Annotated in this window: 10 protein-coding genes; 5 read left to right on the top strand and 5 right to left on the bottom strand. The window is 36.6% G+C overall.

Going from position 1 to position 14,153, the window contains the following annotated elements; genetic code table 11:
- Window positions 1-163: 163 nt before the first annotated feature.
- From NKR74_RS10550 to NKR74_RS10540, 3 genes are read left to right on the top strand one after another with little or no spacing between them, the layout of a single operon-like run.
- Complete coding sequence (locus tag NKR74_RS10550; protein WP_253629503.1) at window positions 164-1,156, top strand: alpha/beta fold hydrolase; 993 nt, start codon at window positions 164-166, stop codon at window positions 1,154-1,156.
- Complete coding sequence (gene ybdJ / locus NKR74_RS10545) at window positions 1,156-1,827, top strand: two-component system response regulator YbdJ (protein ID WP_253629502.1); 672 nt, start codon at window positions 1,156-1,158, stop codon at window positions 1,825-1,827. Before NKR74_RS10550 ends, ybdJ begins: the two co-directional genes overlap by 1 nt.
- Window positions 1,824-2,825: a sensor histidine kinase gene (locus NKR74_RS10540; protein WP_253629501.1), complete on the top strand. Its 1,002-nt coding sequence runs from the start codon at window positions 1,824-1,826 to the stop codon at window positions 2,823-2,825. The genes ybdJ and NKR74_RS10540 overlap by 4 nt, the downstream gene beginning before the upstream one ends.
- Before the next feature lie 335 nt (window positions 2,826-3,160).
- Here NKR74_RS10540 and NKR74_RS10535 read toward each other — a convergent pair whose 3' ends face one another.
- From NKR74_RS10535 to NKR74_RS10525, 3 genes are all read right to left on the bottom strand, one after another.
- Window positions 3,161-3,340 (bottom strand): small acid-soluble spore protein H, encoded by a 180-nt coding sequence (locus NKR74_RS10535; RefSeq protein ID WP_098307448.1) that lies wholly within the window; start codon window positions 3,338-3,340, stop codon window positions 3,161-3,163.
- 680 nt (window positions 3,341-4,020) lie between these two features.
- Window positions 4,021-7,215, bottom strand: coding sequence for an FtsX-like permease family protein (locus tag NKR74_RS10530; protein WP_253629500.1), 3,195 nt, complete (start codon window positions 7,213-7,215; stop codon window positions 4,021-4,023).
- Window positions 7,202-7,969, bottom strand: a complete 768-nt coding sequence (locus NKR74_RS10525) for an ABC transporter ATP-binding protein (protein WP_253629499.1) — start codon at window positions 7,967-7,969, stop codon at window positions 7,202-7,204. The genes NKR74_RS10530 and NKR74_RS10525 overlap by 14 nt, the downstream gene beginning before the upstream one ends.
- A gap of 241 nt (window positions 7,970-8,210) precedes the next feature.
- Here NKR74_RS10525 and NKR74_RS10520 point away from each other — a divergent pair, with 241 nt between their 5' ends.
- Both NKR74_RS10520 and NKR74_RS10515 read left to right on the top strand, forming a co-directional pair.
- Window positions 8,211-8,882 (top strand): response regulator transcription factor, encoded by a 672-nt coding sequence (locus NKR74_RS10520; RefSeq protein WP_253629498.1) that lies wholly within the window; start codon window positions 8,211-8,213, stop codon window positions 8,880-8,882.
- Window positions 8,879-9,904, top strand: coding sequence for a sensor histidine kinase (locus tag NKR74_RS10515; RefSeq protein ID WP_253629497.1), 1,026 nt, complete (start codon window positions 8,879-8,881; stop codon window positions 9,902-9,904). Before NKR74_RS10520 ends, NKR74_RS10515 begins: the two co-directional genes overlap by 4 nt.
- Before the next feature lie 618 nt (window positions 9,905-10,522).
- Here NKR74_RS10515 and NKR74_RS10510 read toward each other — a convergent pair.
- Together NKR74_RS10510 and NKR74_RS10505 are read right to left on the bottom strand one after the other, a co-directional pair.
- Window positions 10,523-12,466, bottom strand: coding sequence for an AMP-binding protein (locus NKR74_RS10510; protein ID WP_253629496.1), 1,944 nt, complete (start codon window positions 12,464-12,466; stop codon window positions 10,523-10,525).
- 144 nt (window positions 12,467-12,610) lie between these two features.
- Window positions 12,611-14,152, bottom strand: a complete 1,542-nt coding sequence (locus NKR74_RS10505; protein ID WP_253629495.1) for an acyl-CoA carboxylase subunit beta — start codon at window positions 14,150-14,152, stop codon at window positions 12,611-12,613.
- Window position 14,153: the final 1 nt, after the last annotated feature.

The raw sequence follows: 14,153 nt of genomic DNA, 5'->3' as shown, positions 1-14,153 counted from the left end.
ATGATTACCAATGGAAGGCGTTTATGTCCAAAAGAAGGAGATTACCTGAAGTTGAAAAGTAGCTTGTATTTAAAAACACAAAGAAAAATTTAATTTCTATAAAATTAATTAGAAATTTATTTTTATATCGTATCCTTTCAATATAACTTGAAAGGATAATCCTATGAGAAAATTATTTAAAGTATTAAAGCATATATTTGTTATATTAATTGCCTTTACCTTACTCGTATCAGTATCTGTTTTTATTTACCATAACTATCAATTAAGCAAAGAAGCTGCATTAATTAAAAATGAAGGAACATTAATTAATTTTAATAACAAAAAAATTAATGTATATAATGAAGGAAACGGTGAGGATACATATGTATTTATGTCTGGCTCTGGGATTGCTGTTCCTGTTTATGAATTGAAAGGACTATATAGCAAGTTTTCAAAAGAAAACAAGATTGCTGTAATAGAAAGAGCAGGTTATGGATACAGTGATGTTTTTCACGATGATAGAGATATTGATACAATATTAGAACAAACTAGAGAAGCGCTAATTAAAAGTGGAAATAAACCTCCGTATATATTAGTACCACACTCTTTATCAGGTTTAGAAGCGATTTACTGGGCGCAAAAATACCCAAGTGAAATAAAGGCAATTATTGCTTTAGATATTGGTTTACCTCAGCAGTATGTAACTTATAAAATAAGCCTAGTTGATTCATTAAAAATAAAAGGAATGAATATTTTAACGAAAATTGGTTTTCAGCGACTCGTTCCTTCTGCTACTTATAACCCCAAAGTGATTCAGCAATCTTTTTTAACTGAACATGAAAAAGAAATTTATAAAGCACTATCATATAAACAAGCTTTTAATGATGATATGGAGCAGGAGCTGTTACAGAGTTACAATAACGGTAAAAAATCAGTTAACCTACCGTTACCAAAAGAAACACCTATTTTATTTATAGATGCGATTGCTGATCAATATAAAAACTCGAAATATACAAAACAACAAAACAAAGATTATGAGGAGTTTGCGGATCGACTATTAATAGCAGATGTAATAACACTTAAAGGTACGCACAGCATTTATTTATACGCACCTGATGAAATATATAATCTAACCATGGAATTTGTTAAAAAAGTAAAAAATGAAAGGCCTAAGTGATGAAAGGATATAACATTTTAATTGTTGAAGATGATTTGATGATTGGTGATTTATTGCAAAAAATTTTGCAACGCGAAGGGTACAATGTTTGTTGGAAGAAAGAAGGAAAAAATATTATTGATATAATCCATGAGATAGATTTAGTCATAATGGATATTATGTTGCCAGGTGAAGATGGCTATCAAATTACAAAGAAAATAAAAAATCTCGGATTAAATATTCCAGTTATTTTTCTTTCCGCTCGAAATGATATGGATAGCAAACTCCATGGCTTGACAATCGGTGAGGATTATATGATAAAGCCTTTTGATCCTAGAGAGTTGTTACTAAGGATGCAGAAAATGCTAGATAATCAATATGGTACTTTTACGCAAATTAAACATTTATATATTGACGCAGAACATAAAAAGGTTTTCAATAATAACTTGCATAATGAAGTTGTTTTTACGGCGATTGAGCGTAAAATATTCTTCTATTTATATGAAAATAGAGATAGAATTTTAACGAAAGAACATTTCTTTGACTATTTATGGCAACTTGAAGACAGAAATCCAAATATCATGAATGTACACATAAAAAAAATTAGAACAAAAATCAATGATAAAATGGGTGAGATTATTGAAAATATATATGGAGAAGGGTATAGATTGAATACCTATATGAAGAAATGAAATTGAAGAAGAAATACCAGTTATTGTTATTTTCTGCTGTTATAAGCGTACCGTTTTTATTACTATTGATTAGTATCCTTATGTCAGTAATTTATGATAGGGCCTTTAAAATGAAAAATAATGGCATTCCTTTTCATGAATCTTTTGCATATCCTACAATGCTAGTCGTATTTTTTTTATCACTTTTGTTATTAGCCTTTTTATTTTCGAAATCGATTAACTCACTATTAAATAAAATAAATATATTGAATAAAACTATTCGAAATTTAGCTAGTGATAAAAAGATCCCCAATAAATTAGACGTTAAAAGCGATGATGAAATAGGAGAACTAATTAGGTCAGTAAATTTATTAATTGAAAGAACTACATATCGAGAATTAGAACTTAAGCAGCAAGAGGAAATGAAAAAAGAACTTTTAAATAAATTAAGACATGATATTAATACATCTTTAACAGCCGTGAGATTACAATTATTTTACTTAGAAGGTCAATATAATGATCAAGCACCCATACTAGAATCTTTATATCAACAAATACAATATATTGCTGAATTAACCAATGAATTTAATTTACAATCCACTGATACGTTAGAGAATTCTTATATTTTAAATGATGAAGTGAATATACATGATTTATTAGAAATCATGGTTAAAAAGTGGGATTATTTGTATAATATTCATGATATTGAATTAATATATAATCCACTAAATAAAGATTTGATATGGACTAGTAATGCTTTGTGGTTTCAAAGGTTATTTGATAACATTTTCCAAAATACGTTAAAACATTCAAAAGCTAAAAAACTTGAAGTAACCATTGAAAATAGTGTTGTTTCTATTAAGGATAATGGAATTGGTTTCGATATTAATAGCAAAAATGCGGGACTAGGATTAAAAATAATTGAAGATATATCTAGAATGCTCGATTTAAAATATACTTTACAATCAAATAAAAATGGGACTATATTTTCTTTTACAACAATCGAAAAAAATATATAATATAAAGCACACTTTTCATTACTATTTTGTGACACAATATAGTCTGAGTTTGAATATCTCCCAATTGAAATGTTTAATTAAATTTTTTTATAAAAACCAAAATTAAATCTGCTGGATCATTCAATTTGGTTGATTTACCAAGTCTTCCCCTCTTCAAAACATACACAAAATAGGTTCTGCAATCTTAATTAATACCTTGTAACAATAAAAAGAGCGAAATCCTGCATTATCAATGCAGGATTTCGCTTTTTTTATAAACGATCAGACTTTATTCTAAAGCTACAGCTATCGAGATTTTTCCGACAACTGTTTTTATCAAGAAAACATGTAAGCAATTAATGCTCAGTTAAGCTAGAAACAGGAACCTCTTGTTCATTATTTGGTTGGTTGAGAGGATAAATTCTAGCTGTTTCATTATTTTCATCTACATTTTGAATGTAGATTTGCTCTCCATTATAGGTTACATTAGCCATAACTGGTGAAGCAGCAATTTCTTGTGCACGTTGTTTGTTCATGATCATAACCTCCTTTTTCTTTTAACAACTATAATATTGACTTCAATGCCCTCAAATATTCTTGTTATTTCATAATTAAGTAAACAAGAAGCTAATTTTAAAAATATAGTTGTTTAACTTACGAGAAAGACTGTTAAAGAGTAGAAGTATATGTTATGGCTTTAAAATAAAGTTACGACGTTTCTATAATCTTTTAATAATAAATTAGTTTAAAATAAAAGACTACATACTATACGCGAAAGAATATAAACAGGGGAATTATGTGCAAGGGTTTGATTGGTTTTGGAGGAGGACGAAGCCCATAGCGGGAGGCGTATCCGCAGATACGAAGCATCGAGGACCTTAGAATAAGAATAATTAACTAAACAAGCGATTATAAATTAAATAAAAATAATCAGCTATCTAGACAAATGTAGCTTTGTAAAAAAGTTTGATCATTAAGGAAATATGAAATAAACTCTAAATTTGTATAAGTAAGTGTAAGCATCAAATATTCCCCACCTACAAGTTATAAATAGCCCATGATATAATCTCCTTACATCCTACATGTTTAACCAATAATCCCGATGGCAAATTTAACTTACTCATCGGGATTTTCTTTAGTTTGTATTTTGGTTCAAAAGGTGATCCTTAGACGCTTACTTAAGCAAATTGTGGAATACCACGTATTCTCATTTTTTCTATTTTATAAATTCAACGTCCGGGTAGTCTCCCGATGGGGAAAGCAGCAATGGTTGAGGTTCCCCCTTTAGATGAAGATCAAAAAAGGCTGTAATATAATTTCGCTGTGCAGTGATCATTTGATCGGGATCGGCTGTTCCGATACTTTGTTGAATTATCCGTGGCGAAATACCTAGCTTATTACGGAGCTGAGGAAGAAGGAACTGATAATCCGTATAGGTGAAATGGGCTCCTTTTGGTATACTAAGATCCAGTTTCCAGCCACTCGAATGCTTCCAGAGCAATTTTCGGCTCTTCGCTGTAAGATGGGAATCGACCTCGTCTTTGTCATTGTACCCCGAGTTCATCAGCATGAAGGGGCGGTCCAGCCCATACTGTGCCACAGGGAGTGGATCGTCGGGCATATAGCCTATCGTTCCATCCATGTCGATCCCGGCGTCGACTCTGTTATCCTCATACATCACTTCCACAGCAGTAGCTCCCCCGGCGGAATGTCCAAATATACCGATTCTGGAAAGATCCATTGCTTCCCGAATCCCCTTGGGCAACTCCAACTGTTGATGATCTGAATCGTGACCTTCATGGATAAGCTTAAGTTGGTCTAGAACATACCGAGTATCTTCCACTCTGACCTTCAGCATCTTTAGTATAACCTCTTTATTTGAGGACGGTAATTTCTCCGTTACCACACGTCCATCAGGAAATTCGACCGCAGATGCCTCATAAGTGTGGTCGACTGTAACCACTATATATCCTCTACTGGCCAATTCCTCAACTAATATCGTACCGAAGTTTCTTGGAACCGTCCCTCCCGGTGAATATACAATAACTGGCCACCCTTCATCGCTGCTCGCCACAGGGGCGTCCACCCATGCATTGGTGTCAATACCAGATAGGTCAATCCGCCCAGGATCGACTCCGATCGTTGACAAAATGTTTTCGTCGTAATGTTTTGCCGCCCCGGGCTGCATGTACAAGGCTTTCTGCTTGCCCTCCCGCTCAGCGGGATACCATATACTGATCATCAATTCCCTCTTCCTGTCAGTCTTCCAGGGATCGATCCGATCTTCATCTGTCAAATGCATTTCAATCGTCCCTACAGGATACGTTCCGGTTGGTTTTGGCAGGTTCAGCTGAACCTTCTCTCCGGTATACCCTTCATTACTTGGAGTCGGAGACTCCGAACTTATGAATATTCCAACCAAAGCAAGGAGACAGAAAACAAACACAAGCACAGCGAGTTTTACCACGGAGCCAGACTTTCCATTAACCATTCTACTGATGGAGTTGACAGTCAGTACATAGTAGACGGTATAGATCAGGATAAATACAACGACGCAGATGAGGATAGGGAGCATTAGACTAGTCCCTGTCATATTGCTAAACAATCTTTTCAACAAATTTAAGATTACGAAATAGTGTGCAAGTCCGATCACCAACGGCAAACCAAAGATAAATGCGGTCTGTTTGACGATGACAGTTCCAATATCTTTGCCACTCACGCCAATTTTTTTGAGGATGTCGTATCTAGGTTTATCAGCTGTGGCCTCCGTCAGCTGCTTGAAATAAATCATGCTGCCTGTCGCCATGACAAAAACCAATCCGAGAAATCCCAATATAAAGACATTAAAGGCTGCTTCTTCTATTCCAAGACGGTATTCGGAATAAAATGAGGACAATTTTGATTCTGGCGTACTTATGGCTGCAAGCTTGTCGGTTGTATTCTTCGTCGTCTTTTGCCCCTCTACGACATATCCAATATAGTGAGTCGGTGAAACCTGTTCCCTGATTTTTTGGTAGGTACCATCATTCACCACAATCATCACATCCGGATAACTCCAATTGATCACTCTTTCTTCCGCCATACCGGCAAAGTCAAGAGTTATATTATCCTTGGGCAATTGAATAGTAATGGTCTCTCCCTTGTAATCCGAGAATTCATAGTCCGTGTACATCGGTCGGATGGCAATGACTTCGTCATCATCGATTGGCGCAAGAGTGGGGAAACGCAAAGCCTTGGCAACCCGATTATATTCATTGATCGAAATTACCTTGAGCGGATTTTCATCTGCTTTCATTACCCTCTCAGACAAAATATCTGAGTCGGAAGCCTCCCCTTTTGTCTTTAGGATCGGTATCGTCATTTTCTTGCGAACCGGATGTGCTTCATCTTCACGTATGATGTTATCCACGGTCTGGTCAAATAAATTGTCCTGGACGATATGCATATAGCTGAAAGGGGCTGCCAAATTCACTGTTTTCTCAAATGAGTAGTACATGCCAACACCGACACTGAAGGCGCATAACGCAGCTGTCGACAACAGAGAAATGACACTTAATGAACGGGCATTCCCTTTAATACGGTACACCAAATTCGATGTACTAATTAAATTCATTCCCTTATAATAACTTCTTTTTCTCTTCTTTGCTGTTTTCAACAATACAATGATCAATGAGGAAAACAACAATACCGTCCCAACAATAATGCCACCCACCATAATACCCAGATTGGTAAGGATATCTTCGTTGGTGGAAAAGTCACGGAATCCGAACACATACCCCACGACCAGGCAGAAAATAGCTGCGATAGCCGAGACCTTAGATGCTTTGGGTTCCTGCTCTCCTTTTTGTTCCGCTTTAAATAATTCTATCAATTTAAATTTAAAGATCAATCGATACCCCTGAATGGACGTAATTAAAATAATCACCATGAACACAATAAGGGTATTAATCAACGCTTGCAGGGAAAAGGTCATCCCCACTTCTACTGTCGTTCCCAGCAACTTAATTAAAATCATGGTAAACAACTTGGAAAATAAAGTGCCGAACAAAATACCTATGACTAACACGGTTGCTCCAATAATAAGATTTTCATAGAACAACATTTTCCCAATGGTTTTTTTGGGTAAACCGAACAAAGAGTATAGCCCAACCTCTTTCTTGCGCTTTCTCGCAAAAAAGTGATTAGAATATAATGTAAATACTGTAACGAATAAAATTAAAATGATGGATGCAAACATAAAAATGGATCGCATGCTTTGCGAGGATTCAATCGTATCTGCTATTTCCGTGCTGTACTGAAGCGAAACGAAAATATAATAAATTACGACGCTCAAGAGCAAGGAAATGAAGTATACCAGGTAGTTTTTAAAGTTTCCTTTGATATTCTTCTTTGCGATATCAAATAAGGTCACTTGAGCCCCCTCCTAACGCAGTTAATACATCCAATATTTTTTTGAAAAAGTCTTTTCGAGATGAATTTCCTTTCACTAATTCCGTAAAAATGCGACCATCTTTGATAAACAGTACGCGTTTACAATAACTTGCCGCAAAAGTATCATGCGTGACCATTAATATCGTTGTCTGATCACATTCATTCAGGTCTTTCAGTATCTCTAGCAAGTCGGTCGCTGCTTTGGAATCTAATGCACCCGTCGGTTCATCTGCTAATATCAAGCTAGGCTTTGCGATAATTGCCCTCGCAGCAGCTGTACGTTGTTTTTGTCCACCTGAAATTTGGAAGGGGTACTTTCCTAATATTGAACGAATGCCAAATTGATTGGCTACTTCATCTACTCTTTGCTCTAATTCCTTAACGTTCATTTTGGCTAATGCTAAAGGTAGCAATATATTTTCCTTTATAGTCAATGTATCTAAAAGATTGTAATCTTGAAAAAGGAAGCCGAGTTTATTACGCCGGAAACTTGACAATTGTTCTTCATTCATCTTGGCCACGTTAGTTCCGTCAATGATGATGTCACCGGATGTGGGCTCATCTATCGTAGCCAATACATTCAGTAATGTCGATTTACCGGCACCCGACGGCCCCATAACGCCGACGAATTCACCTTCCATAACGGTCAAATCTATATCTTCCAACGCTGTAAATACATTCCCTTTTACACCATATACTTTTTTTATTTGTGTTGTTTCTACTACAGTTTTCATTTATAAAAGCCCTCCATTTCATCTGAGCTATTTGTTTTATTTTATAACAGACAATCATAAAGTAATCTTACAGATTGGTAGTCCAACCTTACATTTTTGTCACTTTGGAACAAGAACAATTCTTAACATCATTCCTTCTTTGTCTGTTTAGTGGAAATCAATTACAATGATGTTATGTCATACGCACATGTCGGGCACACGTTACAAAAGGTGCATTCATGATTGGTTTTGGAGGGATGAAATGAGAATAATGATTGTGGAAGACGATCCTATCATTCGCGATATGGTAGGAGAAACATTAGAAAAATGGAGGTTTGAAACCGTTAAGGTCGTAGACTTTGAACATGTCTTGCATGTATTTCTTAATGAGAATCCTCATCTAGTAATCATGGATATTAACTTGCCTATCTTTGACGGGTTTTATTGGTGCAATAAAATCAGAGAGGTCTCAAAAGTACCTATAATCTTTCTTTCCTCTCGTGAGACACCAATGGATATGGTGATGTCGATGAATATGGGCGGAGATGATTTTATTCAAAAACCTTTTCATACGGATGTATTGGTAGCAAAAATCAATGCACTGCTTCGAAGATCTTACTCCTATTCAGAAATACCGTCCAATGTCATTGAACATGATGGAGTCTTATTAAACTTGAAGGAAGGGAGCATCACTCATGGGAATCAGAAAGCGGAGCTTACAAAAAACGAATTTATCATTCTGAATACCCTTATGCAGCATAAAGGAACAATCGTAAGCCGAAATAAAATCATACGTAGTCTTTGGAAAGATGAAAGTTTCGTGGACGAAAATACGTTAACTGTTAATATTGCCCGTCTGCGCAAAAAACTTGCGGGACTCGGGAAGGAAAACTACATTACGACCAAGAAAGGACAAGGTTATATCATCCAATGAATTTTTTAAAATATTTGTTCGATAAGCGATTTTTCATTCTGTTTTTTATCGTCCTAATGGTATTTGTTTCATTGATGATACTTGTCAGTGTCAGTCCGAAGCATGTTGTTAGTAATCTAGTCTACATCAATATCGTATCCATTATTTTTGCTATCCTTTACATCAGCGTTGGTTTTTTTTATCATCTATCGTTTTACAAAGATTTAGAAGTTCTCATCAATAGTGAGCAGGAGGAAGTCATCGCGGCATTACCTGAACCGAAAAAATACGAACAAAAGCTCAATTTTCAACTTCTTAAGAGGCTGAATAAGAAGCAGGCGGCTCGTATACATACCTTATATGAGGAAAAGCATGATTATCAGGACTTCATCATGTCTTGGATCCATGAGGTAAAGCTTCCGATTGCCGCAAGCAGGCTCCTAATGGAAAATAGTGCAGGAAAAAGCGTCGACCACCTTATAGATAAATTTGAAGATGAGCTTGATAAAATTGACAAATATGTCGAGCAGGCACTTTACTATTCTAGAATCGATTCATTTTCAAAGGATTACTTCATTACCGAAATCGAGTTGAATGCTATGCTGAAGGAAAGTATTAAAAAATATTCCAAGCTTTTTATCAGTAAACGCATTCACTTTACATTGTTTGATGAACTTCGATTTGTCCAAACCGATCGCAAATGGTTATCCTTCATTCTCGATCAGATTGTAGCGAATTCGCTTAAGTATACCGATGAAGGTGGGGAAATTTCATTCAATTTTGAAGAGGATCAACTAGAAAAACGACTGCAAATCCGAGATTCGGGGATCGGGATAAAGCCAGAAGACATCGATCGAGTTTTTGAAAAAGGATTTACTGGATCTACCGGAAGGATTCATGCCAAATCGACAGGGATGGGACTTTACCTTGCAAAGCAATTAGCTTTGAAGCTAGGTCACAATTTAACAATCCAATCAACCGAAGGCGAATACACAAAAGTAACAATCCATTTCCCGAAAATCCGCAATTATTATCAGCTGTAAATTAAGGATGTAGTTCCCATCGAAATGTGAACCATTTCTACATTAGATGGTTTTACTGGTATGGGGTTTAAATCACCTCTTTTCAGTACCTTATTAAAGCTTCGCGTTGTTTCAGACTACACTCGATACTTTTAGTGAGATCTGAAAGACAGGTCTATGGCTTCAATTTGTAACTTTTTTTTATTTGCCGTAGTCTTTTTACAATTAAATGTCACTATATAGGGGTACCGTCACATCGCCATCAACTTAAATTAATTAGTACCCCATAGTCATCAACCTAACGCAATTAAATACTCTCAAAACGAAAAAATGCACTATTCTTTCTATAAATTCATAGGAAGAATGGCGTTTTTTTGGTGGACATTACAGATGATGATCAGACTTTTTATAAAAGAATGATTCAATTAAATATATTGAGAGCTTGTTTTGATCAAACTTTATTCCAAGCCAACATATGTAACACATGAAAGAACTTTTTTCTTTTATATTCTATATACAATCAACTTTTCTGTTTTTTGTACAGTACATTATTTCTTGCTCCTACTTCGATTTATATTAGTATTCATAAACACAAACTAAAAAGCAAACTCTCTGTATCGAAGAGTTTGCTTTTTAAAATTACATTTGTTTCTGAGACTGTAGTCCTTGAATATACGTCACAACCTCAGGATTCACAAGTGAAGATAAATCTCCAAGTTCTTTTCCTAAATACGCTGCTTTAATAACGCGGCGCATCACTTTAGAGTTACGTGTTTTCGGTAAATCTTCGACCACATGAATATCTTTCGGACACAATGCTTTCCCGATATGAGAGTTTACTAGACTCATTAATTCTTTTTTCAATTCTGGTGTAAACGAAGTGCCCTCGCGTAACACGACAAAGCAATGACACACTTCACCTTTCACTTCGTCAGGAACCCCAATTGCTCCAGCTTCTACGACATCATGATGTTTTACGAGGATGGATTCATACTCCGCAGGTCCAATACGTTTTCCTGCAATATTTAACGTATCATCAGAACGACCTGTAATGATATATTGTTCTCCATCATATAATACCCAATCACCATGCACCCACTTATTTTCGAAACGAGACCAATATGTGCTTATATAACGATTATCTTCTTCCCAAAAACTTTTCGTCATACCAACCCAAGGTTTTTCTAGACATAATTCTCCGACTTCATTTTGAACTGGTGCCCCTGTTTCATCTAATACAACAGCGGCCATTCCTGGCAGTGATGCATTAAAACTAATTGGTGCAATCGGTTTAATAAGGACGTTTCCGAAAATACCTCCAGAAATTTCAGTACCACCAGAATAGTTACAAATTGGTACTTTTCCTTTGCAAACTGTTTCAAAAAGCCACATCCATGGGTCTGGATTCCATGGTTCGCCTGTTGAACCGATTACTTCTAAACTTTGCAGTGAATGTTTGTCCACCCATGTGTCACCTTTTGCCATTAATGAACGAATTAATGTTGGTGAAATACCAAGATGCGTTACTTTATAACGATCAACCATTTCCCATAAACGATCTGGCTCTGGATAATCCGGCACTCCTTCATACATAACCATTGTTGCTCCGTTAATAAGAGAACCGAATAGTAGAAACGGTCCCATCATCCAGCCCATATCGGTAATCCATAGTACGCGATCACCTTGTTTCACGTTCATGCCAAAACTAGCATCAAACGCCGATTTTAACGGGAACCCTGCATGCGTATGCACCGTTCCTTTCGGCTTACCTGTTGTACCAGATGTATAAATAAGCATAAGCGGGTCGTCGCTTTTCATCTCTTCCGCATGAGTAAATGGTTTCTCTTTTTCAAGAACGTTCCATGAAATATCATAATCATGCGGTGTAAATTCGTTCCCAGCATGACGGACAATTACTACTTTTTCAACACTTGGGCAATGCTCACATGCTTTATCCACTTCATCTTTTAAAGAAACTGTTTTACCGCGGCGCGCAAATCCATCTGCCGTAATAATCATTTTGGATCCTGCTGCTTGTACACGCGTCATAACTGCATCTGAAGCAAATCCTGAGAAAATAGGAGAAATGATTGCGCCGATTTTCATCACAGCTAACATTGCAACCACTGTCTCTGGTATCATCGGCATGTAAATTGTTACACGATCTCCTTTTTCAATTCCTAAATGCTTAAGACCATTTGCAACGCGGCTTACCCAATGATCTAACTCTTCATATGTAAAAGATTTTGATGTTCCATTTTCTCCTTCCCAAATGAGAGCCTTTTGTGCTTTCGTATCATCTTCTGCAATCCAGCGAGACAGTGCAGATTCTACGACATTACAAGTTCCATCCACATACCACTGTGCAAATGGAATACCGTTTGCCAAATCTAACACTTCTGTATACGGACGCATCCATTGGTAGCCTACAGCTCGCTCTGCTTCTCCCCAAAACCATGCTGTATCTTCAATAGACTTATTATAAAATGTTTCATAATCATCATAGCCCAGTGATTGCATCCATTGATATAAGCGTGTTTTTGCTTTATATTCTTCTGTTGGAAACCAAACTGCTTGCTTCACTATTTTTCCCCCCTTATTTTTTGGAAAAGAAAGCCCTTCAAAAGGGCTATTTCTCTTACTCGCATAGACAAACAAAGCATTGACTATTACGAACTTGATTCATTCTACTTACCTGCAAAATCTTCCACTGAGGGAAGTTTCACTTTATACTGGATAAACTGGGTGTTTTCGATCTGTAAATACTTGATATTTGCTCATATACATTTCAAAACGTTTCTTTAATTCTTCACGTAATTGGTTCGGATGGACAACACCATCAATTACCATTTCTGATGCAAGACGATAAATATCAATATCTTGCTTGTACTCTTCACGTTTTTGAGCGATAAAGCTTGGACGCTCTTCTTCTGGAAGTGCTGCAATTTTATTTGCATACACTGCGTTTACCGCTGCTTCTGGTCCCATTACTGCAATTGATGCTGTCGGAAGTGCAAGGCAGCAATCAGGTTCAAATGCAGGGCCTGCCATCGCGTATAAACCAGCACCGTATGCTTTTCGTACAACGATAGAAATTTTCGGTACAGTTGCTTCGCTCATAGCAGAAATCATTTTTGCACCGTGACGGATAATACCAGCACGCTCTACTTTTGTACCAATCATAAAGCCTGGTACATCAGCTAAGAATAAAAGTGGAATGTGGTACGCATCGCATAATGTAATAAATTTTGCTGCTTTATCAGCGGAATCGTGGAATAATACGCCGCCTTTCATACGAGGCTGGTTTGCAATAATTCCAACTGGCATACCGTTAATACGTGCAAATCCAGTAATAAGTTCTTGTGCAAATAATTTTTTCACTTCAAAGAAAGAGTCTTCATCAATAATACGTTTAATTAAATCCAGCATATTAAAAGGTGCATTTTGATTTTCCGGGATAATTTGTTCTAATGTTTTTTCAAATTCTTTCGGTTCTTGAGGTTCTGTCATTGGAGCTTTTTCTAAGTAGTTACTTGGAAAGTAAGAAATATATTGACGTGCTTTTGAAATTGCATCTTCTTCTGTTTTGCACAGGACATCTCCGCAACCAGATACAGAGCAATGCATACGTGCGCCGCCCATTTCTTCTAATGTTACTTTTTCACCGATTACCATCTCAGCCATACGAGGTGAACCAAGATACATGGATGCATTTCCTTCAACCATCATTACAACGTCACAGAAAGCAGGAATATATGCACCGCCAGCAGCCGATGGACCAAATAGTAAACAAATTTGCGGTACTTTTCCGGATAATTTTACTTGGTTATAGAAAATGCGCCCTGCGCCGCGTCTTCCTGGGAACATTTCAACTTGGTCAGTAATACGTGCACCAGCGGAGTCAACAAGATAAAAAAGCGGTACACGTAATTTTTCAGCTGTTTCTTGAATACGTAAAATCTTTTCTACTGTACGAGAGCCCCATGATCCTGCTTTTACGGTAGAATCGTTTGCCATTACACAAACAGTACGCCCATTTACTTTACCAGTTGCGGTAACAACTCCATCAGCAGGTAAGCCTTCTTGTTCGCAGTTTGCAAATAACGCATCTTCTACGTACTCACCGTTATCAAACAAAAGCGCCAACCGATCACGAACAAACAGTTTCCCTTTTGCTGTGTTTTGCTCATGATATTTCGGTGCGCCGCCTTGCTTTATCGTTTCTATGCGTTCTTCTAATGTACGAGATTGTTGTTTTTGATCTAGCATG

Origin of the sequence: Bacillus sp. 3103sda1, assembly GCF_024159135.1 — a bacterium.
GTDB lineage: Bacteria > Bacillota > Bacilli > Bacillales > Bacillaceae_G > Bacillus_A > Bacillus_A rhizoplanae.
This window is presented reverse-complemented; position numbering and strand designations above follow the sequence as displayed.

Coding starts and splice junctions, on each gene's coding strand:
- NKR74_RS10550 (WP_253629503.1), top strand. CDS start 164: ATGAGAAAATTATTTAAAGTATTAAAGCATATATTTGTTATATTAATT.
- ybdJ (WP_253629502.1), top strand. CDS start 1,156: ATGAAAGGATATAACATTTTAATTGTTGAAGATGATTTGATGATTGGT.
- NKR74_RS10540 (WP_253629501.1), top strand. CDS start 1,824: ATGAAATTGAAGAAGAAATACCAGTTATTGTTATTTTCTGCTGTTATA.
- NKR74_RS10535 (WP_098307448.1), bottom strand. CDS start 3,340: ATGAACAAACAACGTGCACAAGAAATTGCTGCTTCACCAGTTATGGCT.
- NKR74_RS10525 (WP_253629499.1), bottom strand. CDS start 7,969: ATGAAAACTGTAGTAGAAACAACACAAATAAAAAAAGTATATGGTGTA.
- NKR74_RS10520 (WP_253629498.1), top strand. CDS start 8,211: ATGAGAATAATGATTGTGGAAGACGATCCTATCATTCGCGATATGGTA.
- NKR74_RS10515 (WP_253629497.1), top strand. CDS start 8,879: ATGAATTTTTTAAAATATTTGTTCGATAAGCGATTTTTCATTCTGTTT.
- NKR74_RS10505 (WP_253629495.1), bottom strand. CDS start 14,152: ATGCTAGATCAAAAACAACAATCTCGTACATTAGAAGAACGCATAGAA.